The organism is Luteimonas sp. Soil_N_1 (assembly GCF_057656255.1).
On record NZ_JBDGKS010000001.1, the window covers coordinates 1,306,542 to 1,325,192 of the forward strand.

The 18,651-nt window shown below is 68.6% G+C and carries 19 protein-coding genes; 7 read left to right on the plus strand and 12 right to left on the minus strand.

The features are described from left to right. Positions 1–28: 28 nt before the first annotated feature. Positions 29–493 carry a peptide-methionine (R)-S-oxide reductase MsrB gene (msrB, locus tag AC3A4E_RS06015; RefSeq protein WP_487630623.1) on the plus strand — a complete coding sequence of 155 codons (465 nt, stop codon included), beginning with the start codon at positions 29–31 and terminating at the stop codon, positions 491–493. Positions 494–558: 65 nt separating this feature from the next. On the opposite strand, the gene AC3A4E_RS06020 is transcribed toward msrB, so the two are convergent. The 3 genes from AC3A4E_RS06020 to AC3A4E_RS06030 all read right to left on the minus strand — a co-directional run bounded on the left by AC3A4E_RS06020 (position 559) and on the right by AC3A4E_RS06030 (position 3,135). Continuing rightward, positions 559–1,722: a zinc-dependent alcohol dehydrogenase gene (locus AC3A4E_RS06020; RefSeq protein WP_487630624.1), complete on the minus strand. Its 1,164-nt coding sequence runs from the start codon at positions 1,720–1,722 to the stop codon at positions 559–561. A 248-nt stretch (positions 1,723–1,970) separates the two neighbouring features. Further along, a complete protein-coding gene (locus tag AC3A4E_RS06025) occupies positions 1,971–2,627 on the minus strand; it encodes a serine/threonine protein kinase (RefSeq protein ID WP_487630625.1) in 657 nt (218 codons plus the stop codon). Between the two features lie 10 nt (positions 2,628–2,637). After that, positions 2,638–3,135, minus strand: coding sequence for an RNA polymerase sigma factor (locus AC3A4E_RS06030; RefSeq protein WP_487630626.1), 498 nt, complete (start codon positions 3,133–3,135; stop codon positions 2,638–2,640). 226 nt (positions 3,136–3,361) lie between these two features. Here AC3A4E_RS06030 and AC3A4E_RS06035 point away from each other — a divergent pair, with 226 nt between their 5' ends. Next, positions 3,362–4,735: an MFS transporter gene (locus AC3A4E_RS06035; protein ID WP_487630627.1), complete on the plus strand. Its 1,374-nt coding sequence runs from the start codon at positions 3,362–3,364 to the stop codon at positions 4,733–4,735. A 78-nt stretch (positions 4,736–4,813) separates the two neighbouring features. On the opposite strand, the gene AC3A4E_RS06040 is transcribed toward AC3A4E_RS06035, so the two are convergent. Next, positions 4,814–5,617: a dioxygenase family protein gene (locus AC3A4E_RS06040; RefSeq protein ID WP_487630628.1), complete on the minus strand. Its 804-nt coding sequence runs from the start codon at positions 5,615–5,617 to the stop codon at positions 4,814–4,816. 254 nt (positions 5,618–5,871) lie between these two features. On the opposite strand from AC3A4E_RS06040, the gene AC3A4E_RS06045 reads away from it, so the two are divergent. The 3 genes from AC3A4E_RS06045 to AC3A4E_RS06055 all read left to right on the plus strand — a co-directional run bounded on the left by AC3A4E_RS06045 (position 5,872) and on the right by AC3A4E_RS06055 (position 8,447). After that, positions 5,872–6,450: a sigma-70 family RNA polymerase sigma factor gene (locus tag AC3A4E_RS06045; protein WP_487630629.1), complete on the plus strand. Its 579-nt coding sequence runs from the start codon at positions 5,872–5,874 to the stop codon at positions 6,448–6,450. After that, complete coding sequence (locus AC3A4E_RS06050; protein ID WP_487630630.1) at positions 6,447–7,109, plus strand: ChrR family anti-sigma-E factor; 663 nt, start codon at positions 6,447–6,449, stop codon at positions 7,107–7,109. Before AC3A4E_RS06045 ends, AC3A4E_RS06050 begins: the two co-directional genes overlap by 4 nt. Before the next feature lie 177 nt (positions 7,110–7,286). Further along, positions 7,287–8,447 (plus strand): AAA family ATPase, encoded by a 1,161-nt coding sequence (locus AC3A4E_RS06055; protein ID WP_487630631.1) that lies wholly within the window; start codon positions 7,287–7,289, stop codon positions 8,445–8,447. A gap of 60 nt (positions 8,448–8,507) precedes the next feature. On the opposite strand, the gene AC3A4E_RS06060 is transcribed toward AC3A4E_RS06055, so the two are convergent. After that, positions 8,508–10,319, minus strand: a complete 1,812-nt coding sequence (locus AC3A4E_RS06060) for a M56 family metallopeptidase (RefSeq protein ID WP_487630632.1) — start codon at positions 10,317–10,319, stop codon at positions 8,508–8,510. A 1-nt stretch (position 10,320) separates the two neighbouring features. After that, positions 10,321–10,710 (minus strand): BlaI/MecI/CopY family transcriptional regulator, encoded by a 390-nt coding sequence (locus AC3A4E_RS06065; protein ID WP_487630633.1) that lies wholly within the window; start codon positions 10,708–10,710, stop codon positions 10,321–10,323. 194 nt (positions 10,711–10,904) lie between these two features. On the opposite strand from AC3A4E_RS06065, the gene AC3A4E_RS06070 reads away from it, so the two are divergent. Continuing rightward, positions 10,905–11,606, plus strand: coding sequence for a hypothetical protein (locus tag AC3A4E_RS06070; protein ID WP_487630634.1), 702 nt, complete (start codon positions 10,905–10,907; stop codon positions 11,604–11,606). A gap of 95 nt (positions 11,607–11,701) precedes the next feature. Here the strand turns inward: AC3A4E_RS06070 and AC3A4E_RS06075 are convergent, their stop codons facing one another. Further along, the gene (locus AC3A4E_RS06075; protein ID WP_487630635.1) at positions 11,702–12,325 is read right to left on the minus strand and encodes a dihydrofolate reductase family protein; all 624 of its coding nucleotides are present in this window, start codon (positions 12,323–12,325) and stop codon (positions 11,702–11,704) included. Positions 12,326–12,608: 283 nt separating this feature from the next. Between AC3A4E_RS06075 and AC3A4E_RS06080 the strand changes: the two genes are divergently transcribed. Beyond that, a complete protein-coding gene (locus tag AC3A4E_RS06080) occupies positions 12,609–13,439 on the plus strand; it encodes an ImmA/IrrE family metallo-endopeptidase (RefSeq protein ID WP_487630636.1) in 831 nt (276 codons plus the stop codon). Positions 13,440–13,503: 64 nt separating this feature from the next. Here the strand turns inward: AC3A4E_RS06080 and AC3A4E_RS06085 are convergent, their stop codons facing one another. The 5 genes from AC3A4E_RS06085 to AC3A4E_RS06105 all read right to left on the minus strand — a co-directional run bounded on the left by AC3A4E_RS06085 (position 13,504) and on the right by AC3A4E_RS06105 (position 18,591). Beyond that, positions 13,504–14,793 carry a nucleotide sugar dehydrogenase gene (locus tag AC3A4E_RS06085; protein ID WP_487630637.1) on the minus strand — a complete coding sequence of 430 codons (1,290 nt, stop codon included), beginning with the start codon at positions 14,791–14,793 and terminating at the stop codon, positions 13,504–13,506. Positions 14,794–14,849: 56 nt separating this feature from the next. Then, entirely contained in the window at positions 14,850–15,623 is a 774-nt protein-coding gene (locus AC3A4E_RS06090; protein WP_487632030.1) for an alpha/beta hydrolase family protein, read from the minus strand. A 62-nt stretch (positions 15,624–15,685) separates the two neighbouring features. Then, positions 15,686–16,501 carry a bifunctional hydroxymethylpyrimidine kinase/phosphomethylpyrimidine kinase gene (thiD, locus tag AC3A4E_RS06095; protein ID WP_487630638.1) on the minus strand — a complete coding sequence of 272 codons (816 nt, stop codon included), beginning with the start codon at positions 16,499–16,501 and terminating at the stop codon, positions 15,686–15,688. A gap of 82 nt (positions 16,502–16,583) precedes the next feature. Next, positions 16,584–17,984 (minus strand): PhoH family protein, encoded by a 1,401-nt coding sequence (locus tag AC3A4E_RS06100; protein WP_487630639.1) that lies wholly within the window; start codon positions 17,982–17,984, stop codon positions 16,584–16,586. 124 nt (positions 17,985–18,108) lie between these two features. After that, positions 18,109–18,591 carry a peroxiredoxin gene (locus AC3A4E_RS06105; protein WP_232136950.1) on the minus strand — a complete coding sequence of 161 codons (483 nt, stop codon included), beginning with the start codon at positions 18,589–18,591 and terminating at the stop codon, positions 18,109–18,111. Positions 18,592–18,651: the final 60 nt, after the last annotated feature.

Here is an 18,651-nt window from a genome sequence, read left to right on the forward strand (position 1 = left end):
TGGGGACCCGCGAACTGCCGGAACTCCCATGAGCCGTTTCGATCTCACCCCGCCGTCCGCCGAACAGCGCGCCGCGCTGGAAGCCGACCTGTCCGCCGACGAACGTCGCGTGCTGCTGCAGCACGGCACCGAGGCGCCGTTCTGCGGCGTGTTCCTCGACAACAAGCGCGAGGGCGTCTACTGCTGCCGCCTGTGCGCGCTGCCGCTGTTCCGCTCCAGCGCGAAATTCGATTCGGGCACTGGCTGGCCGAGTTTCTTCGCGCCCTACGACGCGGAACACATCACCCTGATCCGCGACACCAGTCACGGCATGGTGCGTGTCGAGGAAGTCTGCGCGCGCTGCGGCAGCCATCTGGGCCATGTGTTCCCGGACGGTCCGCCGCCGACGCACGAGCGGCATTGCCTGAATTCCGTCGCGCTCACCTTCGTCGGCGAGGGCGAGGCACTGGCTGATCCGTTGCAGCGCGGCGGTGCGGAAGCCGGCGCCGCCTGAGGCACCGCTTCGATCCGCACAAGCAAACGGCGCCCTCGAGGCGCCGTTCGTCTGACAGCCGTGGGTCAGGGCGTCAGCACGACCTTGCGGCAGGCGTCTTCCTTGCCGTCGAAGATCTCGTAGCCCTTGGCCGCATCGGCCAGCGCCATGCGGTGCGAAATGATGACGTCCGGCTGCAGCCGGCCTTCGCCGATGTGTTCCAGCAGCTCGGGCATGTACCTCTGCACGTTGGTCTGGCCCATCTCGAAACGCAGACCCTTGTCGAAGGCATCGCCGAACATGAAGGCGTGGATGAAGCCGGCATACACGCCCGGCACGCTGACGGTGCCCGCGCGGCGCGTCGCGGCGATGCACTGGCGCAGTGCGGCGCCGCTGCTGCCTTCGAGCTTGAGCTGGGTGGCGATGGTGTCGGCCTTGCTGCCTTTGGCCTCGAAACCGACGGCGTCGATCGTCGCGTCGACGCCGCGGCCATTGGTCTGCGAAATGATTTCTTCCGCCGGGTCGTCGGTGTCCTCGAAGTTGATCGGAATCACGCCGTAGGTCGCGACGGCGAAGTCGAGGCGGTACTGGTAGCGGTCGATCATGAAGATGCGCTCGGCGCCGAGCATCTTCGCGCACGCCGCGGCCATCAGGCCGACCGGGCCGGCGCCGAAGATCGCGACCGTCGACCCCCTGGTGACGCGCGCATTGAGCACGGCCTGGTAGCCGGTCGGCAGGATGTCGGACAGGAACAGCACCTGCTCGTCGGGCAACGCATCGGGCACCACGATCGGTCCGACATTGCCTTTGGGTACCCGCACGTACTCGGCCTGGCCGCCGGGCACGCCGCCATAGAGATGGCTGAAACCGAACAGCGCCGCCGGCGGGCGCATACCCTTGGAGTTGAGTGCGGCGCCCGTGCCCGTGTTGGTGGTTTCGCACGCGGAAAACTCGGCCAGACGGCAATGGAAGCAGTCGCCGCAGGCGATGACGAACGGAATCACCACGCGGTCGCCCTTGCGCACGTTGGTCACATCACTGCCGACGTCTTCGACGATGCCCATGAACTCGTGGCCGAGGATGTCGCCCTTGTGCAGCTCGGGAATCTTGCCGCGGAACAGATGCAGGTCCGAGCCGCAGATCGCGGTCGCGGTAACGCGCAGCAGGATGTCGTCGGCGTCCTGCAGGACCGGATCGGGCACGGTGTCGACCCGCACATCCTTGCTGCCGTGGTAGGTGAGCGCTTTCATGTCGTGATCCTGTGCTTCGAGTGCGTCCATGAGGCACAGGCCCGATGGCAGGAACACGTGACGCGGAAATCGTGATGGCGTGATTCGCAACCGCCGCAGCGGGGTGGATCGCCATGCCACCGCGGTGCGCCGCGGTCGCAGGCGGCGTCGCCGAGCGCCGGAACAGGTGTCGCATTCCGTTACAGGCCGCGATGAATACGCGCATCGCGCGCCGTGTGGGGGCGGGGATGCGCGGATGCGGCGCGCGTTCAGCCCGCTTCGAACGCCTCGATCTCGTCGAGCAGGCGCTGGCTGCGGCGGATGCCGTCCGCGCCATCGGCGCGATCGGTGGGGCCATCTGTTCCGGTGCGCAGGCGCGCACGAGTGCGCCAGGCATAGCCCCAGGTCGCCGCAAGGCCGACACAGCCGATGACCAGGCTCCAGACGATCCAGACCGGCGTGGCGCCTGACGCAGGCGCATCACCGAGACCGGCAAATGCGACGACCACCGGCAGCCACATGATCCACCAGGGTGCGCCGCAGAGTCCCGAGTTCAACGCGTGCACACGCAGCAACGCGGCCAGCTGTCGCTGGATCTGCAGCACCGGCGCGGCGTAGTCGATGCGTATCGCAAGGACCAGCATCGCGGCTGCGCCCAGCACCGTCAGCACGCCGAATGCATGCACCGCGATGCCGGCGATGCGCAGCCCGGCGACATCCGTGTTGCGGGTCCAGCAGGCGACGCCGAGCACGATCAGGCACAGGCCCAGTTCGAGCTGCAGCCAATGGCCGACTTTCAGCGGGAGCAGCTGACGTTTGGCCCGCGTCATCCGTGTTTCGCGCAGCAGCGCGAGCTGCACGGCGTCGCTGCGGGCCATGCGTGCTTCCAGCGATTGCCAGGCGGTCTTCAGGTCATCGGGTTCCATGGCGGGTCCTCTACAGGGCTTGGCGGATGCGCTGACGCAGCCGGCTGATCTTGGTGGCGACATTGGTCTCGGAGAGACCGAGGATGTCGGCGATGTCGCGGTGGCTGCGGTCGTCGAGGTAGAGCAGCAGCAGGGCGCGGTCGAGCGGCGCGTGGTCGTGGATGAAGCGGTGCAGGGCGCGGACCTGCTGTTCGGCCTGCGGATCGCGCGGCGCGGGGTCGGCGAGGTCGTGCAGGGTCTCGTCGAGCGGCACCGCGTGGCGATGGCGCACGGTGGCGCTGCGGACCGCGCTGATCGCCACGTTCAGCGCGATCCGGTACATCCAGGTGCTGAAGGCCCTGGCCGGGTCGTATTTCGGCCACGCGCGCCACAGCTGCACGGCGATTTCCTGGGCCAGATCGGCGCGGTCGTCCGGATCGCTGCAATAGCTGGCCGCCACGGTCGCGACGATGCCGTGGTGGTCCTGCAGCAGCCGGGTGAACGCGGCGCGGTCATGCGCGAGGGGCATCGTGGTGTCCATGGAGTCCGTGTCGAACCTGTCATGAGGTGGTTCGTACCGGGGCGGCAGATATCACACGCCTGCCGGACAGATCCGGCAAACCGTCCGTCGGCACGGGCTGGAAGGCCCCGCCCGCGCAGGGCATCCATCTAGTCCCTCTTCGCTATTGACGCCGATCACCCCCGCTCCGGTGCCTATACTCGCCATCCCTTGCCCCCACGCAGGCCCCCCAACGATGACTGCTTCAAGCTCCGTGGCATCACCCGCCGCTCCCAATGCGGCCCGACCGGCCAGCCTGCGCCGGTCCGTGTCGAACACCCTGAAGGGTTCGGCCGGCAACCTCGTCGAGTGGTACGACGTCTACGTCTACTCGGTGTTCGCGATGTACTTCGAGTCGCAGTTCTTCTCGCCCGACGACAAGAATTCCACCCTTTACGTCTGGGCGATCTTCGCCGCGACGTTCCTGATGCGCCCGATCGGTGCCTGGTACTTCGGCCGCTTCGCCGACCGCTACGGCCGGCGCCTGGCGCTGACGGTGTCGGTGTCGGTGATGGCCGGCTGTTCGTTCCTCATCGCGATCAGTCCGACCGCCGCGCAGATCGGCATCTGGGCGGCGGTGCTGCTGCTGATCGCACGACTGGTCCAGGGCTTCGCGACCGGCGGCGAGTACGGCGCCAGTGCGACCTACATGTCCGAGGCGGCGATTCCCGGCCGTCGCGGCTTCCTGTCGTCGTTCCATTACGTGACCCTCGTCGGCGGCCACGTGCTGGCCCAGGCGACGCTGCTGGCGATGCTGCTGATGCTCGACACCTCGCAGATCTCCGAGTGGGGCTGGCGCATCGCGTTCGGCATCGGCGGTCTCGCGGCGATCGTGGTGTTCTGGCTGCGTCGCACGATGGACGAATCGCTGGAGTCGGGTTCCATCGAAGCGGCCAAAACCGGTGGCGCACAGGCCTCGGGCTCGATCCGCGAGCTGTTCGTGAACCAGTGGCGTCCGCTGCTGCTGTGCTTCCTGATCACCGCGGGCGGCACCGTCGCGTTCTACACCTACTCGGTGAACGGGCCCAAGATGATCCAGGCCGCGTTCGCCGGCGACGACGTCATGGTGGGCACGCTGATCAATCTGGGTCTGCTGACCTTCCTGATGCTGCTGCAGCCGGTCGGTGGCTGGCTGTCGGACAGCGTGGGCCGCAAGAGCCTGCTGGTGTTCTTCGGTATCGGCGGCGTGCTCTACACCTGGTTCCTGGTGACGGCGCTGCCGCAGCAGACCAGCGCGCTGTCGGCCTTCATCATTCTGGGTGTCGGTTTCATCATCCTGACCGGCTACACGTCGATCAACGCGGTGGTGAAGGCCGAACTGTTCCCGACGCACATCCGTGCGCTGGGCGTGGGCCTGGGCTACGCGCTGGCGAACTCGGCCTTCGGCGGCACCGCGCCGCTGCTGTACCAGGCCGCGCTGACGTCGGACCAGGTCATCGCGTTCGCGGTGTACGCCACCATCATCATCGCGGTCTCGCTGGTGGTCTACGTGTTCTTCCTGAAGAACAAGGACCAGAACTGGCTCGATGACGAAGCGCACATGCGCGACCGGATCGCCAAGCGCGGCTGATCGCAGCGTGACCGATGCAGCCATCCGCCCCACGCCGGGGCGGGTGGCTTTTTTTTGGGGCCGCTCGTCAGCCGAGGGTCAGGCCGGCGGCGGCACCGGCGCGCCATCGAACCGGTAGATGTCCATCGCCAGAAAGCCCATGTCGATGCCGGCATCGATGCGTTGCGCGTGCATCGGCGTGCCGCCTGCGCCCATCGCGACGTACAGCGGCAACAGATGCTCGTCGGTCGGATGCGCGCGTTCGGCGAACGGAGCCTGCTTCCGGTAGTCGAGCAGTGCGTCCACGTCCTCGCCCGCCAGCCGCTGCTCCACCCAGTCGATGAAGGGCTGCACATACGGCGCCTGACGGGCTTCGTCGTAGCTGCGCCAGTCATGCAGGTTGTGGGTGATGCTGCCCGAGCCGATCACCAGCACGCCCTCGTCGCGCAACGGCGCCAGGGCGCGGCCAAGCTGGAACTGGTGCGCGGGGCCGAGTCCGGGCTGGATCGACACCGGCACCACCGGAATGTCGGCATCGGGATACAGCAGGCGCAGCGGCACCCAGACGCCGTGATCGAGACCGCGTTGCGGGTCGAGCTGCGGCGCCAGTCCTGCCGCCTGCAGCAGCCCGGCCACGCGCGCGCTGAGCGCGGGGTCACCGGGCGCCGGGTACCGGATGTCGAACAGCGCCTGCGGAAAGCCACCGAAGTCGTGGATGGTCTCGGGCTTCGCCGCGCCGCCCACCAGCGGCGCGCGTGCCAGCCAGTGGGCGGACGCGATGACGATCGCACGGGGCCGGGGCAGCGTGCGCGCCAGCTCGGCCAGGCGTTCGCCGACCTGGCCCGGTTCCAGCGCGGTCATCGGCGAGCCATGCGAGATGTAGAGGGCGGGCAGGCGGGTCATCAGGCGTCTCCAGACACGATGCGGACAGGCTATGCCCGTCAGCGGGGGCGATAAACGGCCGCGCCGGCGAAGAACTGTTGCGGAGCGGGGCACAATCGCGGTCGCCCGTGTCGATTCACTGATACGGGGAATCCAATCCCGCCCTTGTGGCGTATGACCTCATGTCTCCGCCTGCACGTTGCCCACACGGCGCCATGCCCAAGCTGCCTGCCACCGCCGTCTCGAAGGTCACGCCCCTGCACGGGGCGGTTCGCATGTCCAAGCTGCTCGCCGATCCGGCTCCCGATGCGGTGTTCTGGTCCGACCAGATGAGCCGTGTGGCTGCGAATGCCGACGTCGACTGCTTCATGCGCATCTACGACCACTTCGCGCCGCGGCTCAACCGCTATCTGCTGGGCCAGGGCATTCCCGCCGCGCAGGCCGAGGATCTGGTGCAGGAAGCGATGCTGCGGCTGTGGCGCCGCGCGCGTTCCTTCGATGCGAAACGCGCCAGCCTCGGCACATGGCTGTTCCGCATCGCGCGCAACCTGCATATCGATTCGCTGCGTCGCGGCGCGTTGGCGACCGCGTGGCCCGACGATGTCGAACTGCTGCATGACGACGATGGCGAGATCGGCGCGAGCGGGCCGGAAGCCTTCACCGATCATGTCGGCCTCGGCCGCGCGATCGATGCGCTGCCGGTCGGGCAGGCGCGTCTGATCCGCATGTCGTATCTCGAATCGAAGAGCCACTCGGAAATCTCCAATGAACTCGGCATGCCGCTGGGCTCGGTGAAGTCCACGCTGCGGCGTGCGTTCGCGAAGTTGCGGCGCGGGCTGGGAGGCGAGGCATGAAAGTGCCGGTCCGCCATCTCGATCACGCGACCCTGGTCGGTTACTCGGCTGGCGCGCTGCCGGTCGCGTTCGCGGCCGTCGTCGCCAGCCATCTGGAACTGTGCGCGACCTGTCGCGCGCAGTTGCATGCGGCCGATGCGATCGGCGCGCGGCTGATCGAGCAGCAGGAAGGCGCGCCGTTGTCGGCACCCGCGCGTGATGCATTCCGTGCGCGACTCGAAGGCGCCGCGCCTGCGCCGCCTGTCGTCATCGCCGAGCCGGCACCTGCCGATCCTGATCTCCTGCCCACGCCACTGCGGCCGTGGTTCGGCGAGCGGTATTCCACGCTGCGCTGGCGCGCGGTCGGGCCGGGCATCCATCTGTTGCGCGCGCAGGACGAGGCCCTCGGTGCGCAGTTGCTGATGCTGCGCACGGCATCGGGTAAGCGCATGCCGATGCACAGCCACGGCAACAACGAACTGACCCTGATCCTGCGCGGCGCCTACGACGATGTGCTCGGCCACTTCGGCCCCGGTGATGTCGCCGATCTCGATCACGAGACCGAGCACCAGCCGGTCACCAGCCACGGCGTGCCTTGCATCTGCGTGGCCGCATCCGATGCGCCGATGCAGTTCAGCGGCTGGATCGCGCGGGCGATGCAGTCCGTGCTGCGGCTCTGACCGCGGCGGGCCGGCGGCCCGGCCGGATCGAAAGCGGAAGCGCGGTCGCGACCGTTACCTTGGTTGATGACGTTCGCACGCCGTGTCCGGCGTCCGACAGCGTCGGTGCGCCTGGAGATCGCAGGGCCTGCGACGTCGTGCTGATACACAACACGTCGGCCCGGATCGCGCACGCATATGCTCACCACGCTCGCCATCGCCCACTACCGCTCGCTGCACACGCTGGTCGTGCCGATGGGGCGGCTGAATCTCGTCACCGGTGCCAACGGCAGCGGCAAGTCCAGCCTGTATCGCGCGCTGCGCCTGCTCGCCGAAACCGCGCAGGGTGGGGTGGTGTCGGCGCTGGCGCGCGAAGGTGGTCTGCAGTCCACGCTGTGGGCGGGGCCGGAAACACTGAGCGCACGCATGCGCCGCGGCGAGGTGCCGATCGAGGGCGGGCCGCGCCAGCAGCCTGTGTCGCTGAAGCTCGGCTTCGCCGGTGAGGACTTCGGTTATGCGATCGATCTCGGTCTACCGGTGCCCGCGCGTTCGCTGTTCGCGCAGGAGCCCGAGATCAAGCGCGAAGTGATCTGGAGCGGGCCGTTCCTGAGGCAGGGCAACACGCTGGTCGATCGCCGCGGTGCGCTGGTGCGGGTGCGCGACGGCCGCGAATGGCGCGTCGCCGGTGAGCATCTGAATCCGTTCGAGAGCCTGTTCGGCCAGATCGCCGATCCGCGCAATGCACCCGAAGTGCTGCAGCTGCGCGAGACGATCCGCGGCTGGCGTTTCTACGATCACTTCCGCGCCGATGCCGATGCACCGGCGCGTCTGCCGCAGCTCGGCACGCGCACGCCGGTGCTCAGTCACGACGGCCATGATCTAGCGGCGGCCTGGGCGACGATCCGCGAGATCGGCGATGTCGAAGCGCTGGATGCCGCGGTCGCCGATGCGTTTCCTGGCGCGCGCGTCGAGGTGCTGGTGGAAGGCGGGCGCTTTTCGCTGCAGTTCCGCCAGCACGGGTTGCTGCGGCCGCTGTCGGCCGCCGAACTGTCCGATGGCACGCTGCGCTATCTGCTGTGGATCGCCGCGCTGCACACACCGCGCCCGCCGCCGCTGATGGTGCTCAACGAACCCGAGACCAGCCTGCATCCCGATCTGCTGCCGGCTCTGGCGCGGCTGATCGCCGGTGCATCGCAGCGCACCCAGGTCTGGGTGGTCTCGCATGCGACGCGGCTGATCGCCGCGCTGGAACAGGATCCCGACTGCAATCCGGTCCAGCTGGTCAAACGCGACAGCCAGACGACGATCGAAGGGCAGGGCATGCTGGACGCGCCGGCCTGGCACTGGCCGGAGCGCTGAGGCCGGACACGAAAACGGCCCGTTGCCGGGCCGTCTCCGTTGCACACAGGTGTGCGGTGCTCAGAGGCGCTGCGCGCTTCCGCTGGCGATGACCTCGTCCACGATGGCCTTGGCCCGGCGGCTTGCAAGCGCCTGTGCCTCGACCTGCTGTTTTGCGAGCTCGCTCTGTTCGCCGGCAAGCGCGGCCTGCTGCCGGGCGAGCGTGCCCATCTGCGCACCGAGCTCCTGCGACTCGTCCTGCAGCGTCAGCAGGATCTGCCTGCGCGAGGTGTCGTCGCCTGCGGCTGCAGCCTGCACCGCGATCTCGGCGATGCGCCCACCGATCTCGCCTTGGCGAGCGCCCAGCGTGCCCTGTTCCGTGCCCAGCGTGCCTTGACGGCCCCCGAGCGCGCCCTGCTGCGCGCCGAGTTCAGTCACATCCTCGAAGGCGTCGCGGAAGCGGGCGAGGGTCGCGGCATCCCGGACGACGTATCGCGCATCGCCGCGACGCACCCACAGCACCGGCGCGTTGCCCTGCTGCGCCGCACGCGCTTCGAGCAGTTCGTCGGTCGAACTCACCGCGACACTGTGCTCGCTGTCGAGCAGGACGTAGGACTCGGCGCCCGGCGTGCGGCCCAGGGTGAAGGTGCCGCGGATTGGCGTGCCATCGGTCTGCCGCGTGCTGGTGCGGACCATGTGCACGTTGCCACGCGCCGCGCTGGGGTCGAGAGCGGCAGGCGCGGGCGGCGCCGGCGGCGCGGGCGGTGTCGCCGGCAGGCGCGGTGTTGCGGGCGTCGCCGGGATGAGTGTGACGCGCGGTGCGGGCGGTGCAGGAGGCGCTTTGGGGGCGGCTGGCGCGGCGGGAGCCGCCGGCGGAGGCGGGGGCGCGGCACTGGTCACACGGTAGGGCAGCACGCCGACGGCGGCGACGAACAGGGTTGTCGACAACGCGATCGCGCGCGACATGGGGCGTGTGGTCTGCAACATGGTGAGTCTCCGCTTGAGGAAGGTGTAGTCGGGGGAGGCACTGGCCAGCCCGGCATCGGGACGCGGCGCGATACCGAGTCGCAGCAGCAGTTGGGCGTATTCGCGGGCGCCGTGTTCCTGGCCTGCGAGCACGGCGGCATCGCAGGCGCCTTCGCGGGCCAGGCCGTATTCGCGCACCGCCAGATGCGCGAGCGGGTGGAACCAGAACAGGTGCTGCGCCAGCGCCGGCAGCAGACCGAACCAGAGGTCGCGGCGCTGCAGGTGCACCAGTTCGTGGGTCAACGCCATGTCGAGTTCGTCGGCGCGCAGGGTGTGCGCGTAGCCCTGTGGCAGCAGCAGAACCGGATGCCAGGGGCCGATCAGTTGTGGCGATGCGATCGCGTCCGACACGCGGACCTCGGGCGCGGTGCGCAGGCCGTACGCATCGGCAGCGAGTGCGAGTGCCTGCAGCAGCGTCACGTCATCGCACGGCGCGGCGGCTGCGACGAGCCGGCGCGAGGCCTGCAAGCCCAGCAGGCTGCGCGCGACCGTTGCCGCGACACCGAGCAGCCAGAGAACAGCAATTGCCACCATCCACGACCATCCGGACGGTGCGGCCGCCTCGACCTGCACCGGATCGAAGGTGGCCGGCAGGGCCGTGAACGTCGATTCCATCTGCATGACTGCCGCGGATGGCGCGACGATCTGTTCGACCGCAGGCAGCAACGGCAGTGCGACCGGCGACGACCACGCCAGGCCAACGACGAGCTGCAGGGCGACCAGCCACCACAACCAGCAGCGCGCATTCGCCGACAGCCGCGGCAGGACGCGGCACAGTGCCCAGACCAGCGTCACCAGCAGGGTGCTCTGCACGCTCGCCGCAAGCAGGCGGGGCAGCAGCAGTTCGATCCACGTGGCGAGGACCATGTCAGGACTCCTTGCGCTTGGACTGGAGGGTCGCGACCAGCGCCTCGAGCTCGGCGAGTTCGTCGGCACTGACGTCCTTGCGCTCCGACATCCACGCGACGAACGGCGATACCGAGCCCTGCAGCGTCTTCTCGACGAAACTGCCGACCGCGTTGCGCACCACGTCGTCCTGGCGCGCGGTGGCCGAGTAGCGGTACACGCCGCCGTCGCCCTGCTTGCGCTTGAGGTAGGCCTTCGCGCGCAGGCGCTCCATCATCGTCAGCACCGTGGAGCGGGCCAGCCCGCGCGGCTCGCCGAAGCTGGCCGCGACCTCGCCGACCGAAGCGGCATCGTGTTCGGCGATGTGTTGCAGCAGGGCCAGTTCCTGGTCCCCGACGGTCTTGCTGCGCATGGCGCGTTCCTTGGTGATTACAACTGTAGGCAGATTGCGCCTGGCTACAGATGTAGTCAATAGGCGGGAAGTCACTCCTGCGCATGGCACCCGCCAGCTGGAAAGGGCAGGGCTTGCGTCGTGGCCGGCCGAGGGAACCGGGCGCGTTGCAGTCGATGGGCGCCGCGTTGCGCGGCATCGCGCAGAGACCTGCCATGTCCAATGCCGTACGTCACGCGCTATCACGTGGGATGGTCATCGTGCTGCTCTGGGCGGGCGCGGACATTGCCACCGCTGCCGGTGGCAACAGCGGCGACGCGGGCAGGTTCGCGATGCAGGCGCACGCACAGGCACTGGTGGACGGGTTCGTGGCGGACGTGCGCGCCCATGACGATCCGGCGTTCGAACGCATTGCAGTCGTCGTGCACACGACACCGTCGCTGACACATCTCGACCGCGAACGCCGCACGATCGTCGTGCCGTGCTGGCACGCATTGGCCCCGGCCACGCGCGCCGCCTTCGAGCAACGCGCCGGTGACGCGGAGGGCGGACGCCGGCTATTCGAACTGATGGTCAGCCGGTTCCTCGTCGTGCAGCAGGCGGCAATGCTCCTGTCACCCGGCGGCCCGGACCATTACCGCAACGAAGCGGACGCGAATGCGCGCGCCGTCGCGTACTGGATGCGGAACGCCGAAGGCCAGGCGCTCCTGTCAGCGCTGCAGCCGCTGGTGATCCGGGCCTTCGGACGGACGCCCGATCCGGTGCCGGAGGACACCACGCCTTCGGTCTACTTCAATCGCGGACACGATGCCTTACGGTTGGCACCGATGCCTTACGGCTGGTTCCGCCTGCGCGCCATCCTCAGCGCGCTCGATGCGCGACCTGTGGACACGGGACGCACGTCTGCGGCCCGGTAATGAAGCAGCGCGAGGCCTGCCGTCCGCGTTGGCAGCCAAAAACGTAGGTGCAGGTGTTGCGGAAAAGATGCGGCCCATGAACCAGCGTGCGTCGCTCAGTCCAGGCCGAACGATCCCGTCCGCACCTCGCCCGCACGCGCGTAACGCGCCACGACGATGCCGGTCGGTGAAACGATCGAGGTCTCCAGCGCGAACGACGCGGCCTCTGCGTCGTGTCCGAACAGCCGCTTGCCAGCGCCGAGCAGGACCGGGAACGTCATCAGCTGCAGGGTGTCGACCAGATCCGTCGCCAGCAGCTGCTGCACGAGGGCGCCGCTGCCCTGGGTCAGCAGGTCGGGGCCGTCCTGCGACTTCAGTGTGCGCAGCGCGCCGATGACGTCGTTGCCGAGCGCGCGGCTGTTCTGCCAGTCCAGCGATTCGGGCCGGTGTGTGGCGACATGCTTGGTCACGCCGTTGAACAGCCGGGCAAGCCCGGCGTCTCCGCTGTCGGCCGGGACGCGCGGCCAGTGTGCGGCGAAGATGTCATAGGTACGGCGCCCGAGCAGCAGTTCGAAGGGCTGCGCGAACAAAGCACCCACAGCCTCACCGAACACGGCATCGGCGAAGGGCACCGTCCAGCCGCCGTGGACGAATCCGCCCGTGGTGTCTTCCGCCGGTCCGCCTGGACCCTGCAGAACGCCGTCGAGGCTGACGAACGCGGCAACGATGAGCTTGCGCATGGGAGGTCTCCGGTTGCGGATCGGCCGCCGGTTGGCGGGTTTCATCATGACGACGCACGACGGCCCGCGAAATCGACATCCGACGCGAGGTGTCCGCAACGCAGGTCACGCGCAGTCCAGGGTGCCTGACCCATCAGGACCGCCGGTCGGCGGGGGACCCGTCCCGTGCGATCCCGGACGAGGCGATCCGCTGCGATGGGCCTGCTGGATGTCCGGCTGCGGGCACCCGCTGCGTTCGAGAGGAGGGGCGCCTCGTTCCCGCCGCACCGCGAAGACATTCTCCATGTCCGGATTCCTGTCCTGCTTTCTGTCGCGCGCGCTGGTCGGCCTCGTGTTGTGGACCGGTGCGAGCGCCGCGGTGTCCGCTGCCGACTGCGCGTGCCAGTACACCGACAAGGCCGCGCTGCAGTCCGGCGCGCAGACGATGGTCGACGGCTTCGTCGCTGCGGTCCGCGACAACGGCGAGGCCGATTTCACCGGCGTACCGGTCGTGGTCGACACCACGCCCAACCTGATCTACGTCAGCTTCGATCGCCGCGCGATCTTCGTGCCGTGGTGGGACGACATGGACCCGGCCGCGCAGGACATGTTCACGCAGCTGGCCGGCGATGCGACTGCGGGTCGACGCATGTTCGACCTGCTGTTCCAGCAGTTCTTCGTCGTGCACGAAGCCGCGCACTGGCTGCAGTTCCAGGCCTCCGGTCTGCGCGGCAACGCCGACTTCCTCGGGCAGGTGGACCACTATCGCAACGAGTCGGAAGCCAACGCGTTCGCGGTCGCTTACTGGATGCGCACGCCGGCAGGCGCCGCATTCCTCGACGAGATCGCACCGGTCATCGCCAGGGCGCACGCGAAACTGCCGGACCCGGTACCGCCCGGCACCACCGCGTCAGCCTATTTCAACGACAACTACGAAGCGCTCGGCCGGGACCCCATGCAGTACGGCTGGTACCAGTTCCAGTTCGTGCTCGATGCGCTTGCGCAGCGCAGGGCGCTGTCACTGCCCAGGCTGCTTGCCGGCCTCGACCGCGGTGATCGGGAGACGCCGCGGATCGGCGTGCTGTGGGTCGATCCGAACGCCCCGCCGAGCCTGCCGGGCGATCTGACGCCCTGACCAGGGCCGGCTCCGCCACCCGGTGACGCGTCCGCAGATGCGGGATCCGGGCGACGGGATCGCGTTACAGGCGGGCGTCGACGTCCGATGCGGGCAGCACGGCTTTGACGTCGAACAGCACCGCGCCCGGCTTGCCGAACGCGCGCAGGCCGTCGGCGCCGAGTTCGCGGAACCGGGTGTGCGCGACCGCGAGGATGACCGCGTCGTAGGCGCCGGGCTCCGGCGTATCGATCGGCGTGAGTCCGTACTCGTGCTGCGCATAGGCCGACGCGACCCATGGATCGTGCACATCGACTTCGATGCTGTAGCTCTGCAGTTCGCGCACGACATCGATCACGCGCGTGTTGCGCAGGTCCGGGCAGTTCTCCTTGAACGCGAGGCCCATCACCAGCACGCGCGCGCCGGCGGTCTGGATGCCGCGCTGCTGCATCAGCTTCACCACGCGCTGGGCGACATGCAGGCCCATGCTGTCGTTGATGCGGCGGCCGGCGAGGATCACTTCGGGGTGGTAACCGATCTCCTGCGCCTTGTGCGTCAGGTAATACGGATCGACGCCGATGCAGTGGCCGCCGACCAGGCCCGGGCGGAACGGCAGGAAATTCCACTTCGTGCCGGCGGCTTCGAGCACTTCGTGCGTGTCGATGCCGAGGCGGTCGAAGATCAACGCGAGCTCGTTGACCAGGGCGATGTTGACGTCGCGTTGTGTGTTCTCGATGACCTTCGCCGCTTCGGCCACGCGGATGCTCGACACACGATGCGTGCCGGCTTCGACGATGTCGCGATACAGCGCGTCGACGAAACCTGCTGCCGCGTCGCTGGAGCCGGCGGTGACCTTGAGCGTGTTCTCCAGCCGGTGCTGCTTGTCGCCGGGATTGATGCGCTCGGGGCTGTAGCCGACGTGGAAGTCGTCGCGATAGCGCAGGCCGGAAGCGGCCTCGAGGATCGGCACGCAGATCTCTTCCGTCGCGCCCGGATACACCGTCGACTCGTAGATCACCACGCCACCGCGCTGCAGCGTGGCGCCGACCGCGCGACTCGAAGCTTCCAGTGCCGAGAGATCGGGTCGCTTGTAGGCATCGACCGGCGTCGGCACGGTGACGATGTGCACGTTGCAGCCTGCGAGATCGGCCGCGTCCGCGCTGTAGCGCAGATGCACGGCTGCGCGCAGTTCGTCTGGCGACAGCTCGCGGGTGTGGTCGTCGCCACGCTGCAGGCCTGCCACGCGCGTCTGGTCGATGTCGAAGCCCAGCGTCGCGTGGCGACGCCCGAATGCGACCGCGAGCGGCAGGCCCACGTAGCCGAGGCCGATGACGGCGATGCGGATGTCGTCGCGTGCGGGCAGCGGTGCGGTCATGCAGGGAGTCGCTCGTTGGGCAATCGGCGCAGTGTAGCGGACGCCCGCAACCGGCCTCAGGTGCCGGCGAGCCAGGCGGCGATCGCATCCGGTGTGCGCATCCACGCGAAATGGTCGGCGTTCGCGCCCAGGCGCGCGGCGTCGAAACCCTCGATCGCGGTGTCCGTGCTGCCGAGTTTGCCGAGCAGGAAACGCAGCGACGATGGCGGGCCGAGCCAGTCGTCGTCGAGCCAGGCTGCGCGGACGGGCACATCGACACGCGCCATCGCCGCATCGATGTCGACATCGACGCCGGCGGCCCCGTAACGCCCGCGCAATCCGCTGCGCGTCCAGTCGGCGATCACGCCGCGCGATTCGTTGCCGGCGAAGCGCAGCCGGCGCCCTGGCAGCACACCGCGCGTACGCGCGAGCCACGCCATGAAGCGGTACAGCGGTGGCAACGTGTAGCGCACGCGCGGCGGAAACGCGCGCCAGTAGGGCGCGCCGCTGGCGACCAGCCACAGCGCGTCGGCCGCATCGGGCTGCAGCGCGAGATGGCAACAGGCGAGCTGACCGCCGAGGCTGTGCCCGCCGGTGACGCGTGTCGCGCCCGGCACGGCGGAATCCAGCGCCGCTTCGCTGCGCGCGATGTCGGCCAGCAGTTCGCGATAGCCCCAGTCGTGCGCGCGGCCGGCGCGCAGGCTGCTCGAGCCGATGCCGCGCCATTCGTGCAGGCCGACGGCGATGCCGCGCGCAGCCAGCGCGTCGGCGAAGGGCAGATAATGCTTCGCGGGCACGCCCATCGCCGGCAGCCACAGCAGCCGCCGCGTCGGCGCATCGGGCAGGCGCATGATCAGTTCGAAGCGGTGGCCGTCACCGCTGTCGAGCGGTTCGACGCGGTCAGCCGCCGTGCTCACGACGCCAGCGGGCCCAGGTGGCCGAGCACACTGACCGCGCTGCGTCCTGGGCGGTAGGCGTCGCGCATCGCGCGGTGCACGTAGTCGATGCCGGCGCGGCATGCAGTCGCGGCGTCGTCGCCCAACGCGAGGCGTGCGGCGATCGCCGATGACAGCGTGCAGCCGGTGCCGTGGCCGTCGATGTCGAGCCGTGGCGCGCGATGTGCGAAGGCCGCATCGTCATCGGCGTAGCGATCCACGACTTCGTCGCCTTCGTCGAGATGGCCGCCCTTGAGCAGCACGCCGTGGGCCCCGAGCGCGCGCAGCGCCGCAAGTGCGGCTTCGGCGTCGGCGCCGGCGGCGATGCGGCGGCCGAGCAGCAGCTCGGCTTCCGGCAGGTTCGGTGTCAGCACGCGTGCGCGTGGAATCAGGCGTGTGCGCAATGCGCCGAGCGCGTCGTCGTCGAGCAGCTTCGCGCCCGAGGTCGCGATCATCACCGGGTCCAGCACCACCGGCACGTCGGGAAACAGCGCCAGCGCGTCGGCCACCGCGTCGACGATCTCCGCGGTCGCGAGCATGCCGATCTTCACCGCACGCACGTCGAAGTCGTCGAAGCAGGCGTCGATCTGCGCGCGCAGGAACGCGACGGGCGGCGCATGCACGGCGGTGACGCCGCGGGTGTGCTGCGCAGTCAACGCGGCGATCGCGGACAGGCCGTGCACGCCGTGCGCGGCGAAGGTCTTGAGGTCGGCCTGGATGCCGGCGCCACCGCCGGAATCGGAACCGGCGATCGTGAGCACGGAAGGCGGGCGGGGCGCGGACGGATCGGTCATGCGCACATTGTGCAACAGCGCCCGGCGCGGAATGCAGCGTGCACGCATCGACCGGCCGCGTGTGCGGCCGGTCGTGCGCGGGTCAGAGCACTTCGGACGCGAAGTCGGCCAGACGCGAACGCTCGCCCCGACGCAGCGTCACGTGCGCGCTGTGCGCCCAGTTCTTGAAGCGGTCGACCGCGTAGGTCAGGCCCGACGTCGTCTCGGTGAGGTAGGGCGTGTCGATCTGTTCGACGTTGCCCAGGCACACGATCTTCGTGCCGGGACCGGCGCGGGTGATCAGTGTCTTCATCTGCTTGGGCGTGAGGTTCTGCGCCTCGTCGAGGATCAGATACCGCGACAGGAACGTGCGCCCGCGCATGAAGTTCATCGAGCGGATCTTGATGCGCGACGCCAGCAGATCGTTGGTCGCCGCGCGGCCCCAGCTGCCGCCTTCCTGGTTGTGCGTCAGCACTTCGAGGTTGTCGGTCAGCGCGCCCATCCACGGCGTCATCTTTTCCTCTTCCGTGCCGGGCAGGAAGCCGATGTCCTCGCCGACGCTGACCGTCGCGCGGGTCATGATGATCTCGCGGTAACGCTGCTGGTCCATCGTCTGCGCCAGCCCTGCCGCGAGTGCAAGCAGCGTCTTGCCGGTGCCGGCGGTTCCGAGCAGGGTGACGAAGTCGACCTCCGGATCCATCAAGGCGTTGAGCGCGAAATTCTGCTCGCGGTTGCGCGCGTTGATGCCCCAGACCGCGTGCTGGCTGTGGCGGAAGTCGTCGACGATCTGCAGCGTCGCGCGGCCGTCTTCCACTTTCGTCACGCGGAACTCGGACTCCTCGTCACCCGGCAGATACAGGAACTGGTTCGCGTACCAGCCGTCCTCTTCGGACACGGAAAGGTCGTAATACGTGCGGCCCTTGTCGGTCCACGAGCGCAGATCCTTGCCGTGGATCGTCCAGAAATCCGCCGGCAATGCGGTCGCGCCGGTGTAGAGCAGGCTGAAATCGTCGAGCGCGCGGTCGTTCTCGTAATCCTCGTTCGGAATGCCGGCGATCGCGGCCTTGATCCGCAGGTTGATGTCCTTGGAAACGAACACCACCGGGTAGTCCGGTTCGGTGCGTACCAGGTCGAGGATCGCGCCGAGGATCCGGTTGTCGGGCGCGGCTGCGCCGAACGAGGTCGGGTCTTCGCTGGGCGTCGTGGTCTGGAACCGCAGCTTGCCGACGCTCTGCGCGCCGCGCAGCTGCAGGCCCTGCGGACGCAGCAACGGCAGGCCGGTCGCGATCTGTTCGCTGCCCGCCGCTTCGATCAGTTCGTTGAGGAAGCGGCTGACCTGCCGCGCATTGCGGCTGGCCTCGGTGGTGCCTTTCTTGCCGTTGTCGAGTTCTTCGATCACCTGCATCGGCAGGTAGACATCGTGCTCCTCGAACTTGAACAGCGCCGTGGGATCGTGCATGAGCACGTTGGTGTCGAGAACGTAGACGCGCTTGCCTTTGGTCATCATCGGAGTGTCGGCGTTCCGTGTTGAAAAGGGATGACGGGAGTGGAGCTTTCGTTGCACACGCACGGCCGCGCCGCCGTGACCCGCGATGCGGGACGGCGAGTGGCACGTTCGGAAGTGGCCGTCACTGCGACTGCGCAGCCTGCAGTGCGTCGAGTACGGCCTGCGCATGGCCCGGCACACGGACCTTGCGCCATTCGGCCGCGATGCGGCCGTCGGGATCGATCAGGAACGTGCTGCGCTCGATGCCCAGCACGGTCCGGCCATACATGTTCTTCTCTCGGATCACGTCGAACGCGCGACACAAGGCTTCGTCCGCATCGCTGACGAGCGGAAACGCGAAGCCCTGCTTGGCGCAGAAGTTGTCGTGCGATTTCACCGAGTCGCGCGAGACGCCCAGTACGTCGGCGTCGAGCGCCTGGAACTGCGGCAGCAGCGCGCTGAAATCCAGGCCCTCGGTCGTGCAACCGGGCGTGGAATCCTTCGGGTAGAAGTAGAGGACGAGCCAGCGTCCGGCGTGGTCGGCCAGTGTGGCCTTCGCGCCGCCCGACAGCGCCAGTGGCAGCTGCAGGGTGGCCTTTGCGAGCTTCTTGCGTGTTCCGCTCATCGTTCGAACGGGCGTTCCATTGCGACGGTCGTGATCACAATGCGCGCGTGTTCCTGCTTT

Excerpts from the sequence above, each read along its gene's own strand:
- msrB (WP_487630623.1), top strand. The coding sequence starts at position 29 with ATGAGCCGTTTCGATCTCACCCCGCCGTCCGCCGAACAGCGCGCCGCG.
- AC3A4E_RS06080 (WP_487630636.1), top strand. The coding sequence starts at position 12,609 with ATGTCCGGATTCCTGTCCTGCTTTCTGTCGCGCGCGCTGGTCGGCCTC.
- AC3A4E_RS06050 (WP_487630630.1), top strand. The coding sequence starts at position 6,447 with ATGAAAGTGCCGGTCCGCCATCTCGATCACGCGACCCTGGTCGGTTAC.
- AC3A4E_RS06060 (WP_487630632.1), bottom strand. The coding sequence starts at position 10,319 with ATGGTCCTCGCCACGTGGATCGAACTGCTGCTGCCCCGCCTGCTTGCG.
- AC3A4E_RS06025 (WP_487630625.1), bottom strand. The coding sequence starts at position 2,627 with ATGGAACCCGATGACCTGAAGACCGCCTGGCAATCGCTGGAAGCACGC.
- AC3A4E_RS06045 (WP_487630629.1), top strand. The coding sequence starts at position 5,872 with ATGTCCAAGCTGCTCGCCGATCCGGCTCCCGATGCGGTGTTCTGGTCC.
- AC3A4E_RS06085 (WP_487630637.1), bottom strand. The coding sequence starts at position 14,793 with ATGACCGCACCGCTGCCCGCACGCGACGACATCCGCATCGCCGTCATC.
- AC3A4E_RS06100 (WP_487630639.1), bottom strand. The coding sequence starts at position 17,984 with ATGACCAAAGGCAAGCGCGTCTACGTTCTCGACACCAACGTGCTCATG.
- AC3A4E_RS06105 (WP_232136950.1), bottom strand. The coding sequence starts at position 18,591 with ATGAGCGGAACACGCAAGAAGCTCGCAAAGGCCACCCTGCAGCTGCCA.
- thiD (WP_487630638.1), bottom strand. The coding sequence starts at position 16,501 with ATGACCGATCCGTCCGCGCCCCGCCCGCCTTCCGTGCTCACGATCGCC.
- AC3A4E_RS06020 (WP_487630624.1), bottom strand. The coding sequence starts at position 1,722 with ATGAAAGCGCTCACCTACCACGGCAGCAAGGATGTGCGGGTCGACACC.
- AC3A4E_RS06070 (WP_487630634.1), top strand. The coding sequence starts at position 10,905 with ATGTCCAATGCCGTACGTCACGCGCTATCACGTGGGATGGTCATCGTG.
- AC3A4E_RS06065 (WP_487630633.1), bottom strand. The coding sequence starts at position 10,710 with ATGCGCAGCAAGACCGTCGGGGACCAGGAACTGGCCCTGCTGCAACAC.
- AC3A4E_RS06030 (WP_487630626.1), bottom strand. The coding sequence starts at position 3,135 with ATGCCCCTCGCGCATGACCGCGCCGCGTTCACCCGGCTGCTGCAGGAC.
- AC3A4E_RS06040 (WP_487630628.1), bottom strand. The coding sequence starts at position 5,617 with ATGACCCGCCTGCCCGCCCTCTACATCTCGCATGGCTCGCCGATGACC.
- AC3A4E_RS06035 (WP_487630627.1), top strand. The coding sequence starts at position 3,362 with ATGACTGCTTCAAGCTCCGTGGCATCACCCGCCGCTCCCAATGCGGCC.
- AC3A4E_RS06055 (WP_487630631.1), top strand. The coding sequence starts at position 7,287 with ATGCTCACCACGCTCGCCATCGCCCACTACCGCTCGCTGCACACGCTG.
- AC3A4E_RS06090 (WP_487632030.1), bottom strand. The coding sequence starts at position 15,623 with ATGCGCCTGCCCGATGCGCCGACGCGGCGGCTGCTGTGGCTGCCGGCG.
- AC3A4E_RS06075 (WP_487630635.1), bottom strand. The coding sequence starts at position 12,325 with ATGCGCAAGCTCATCGTTGCCGCGTTCGTCAGCCTCGACGGCGTTCTG.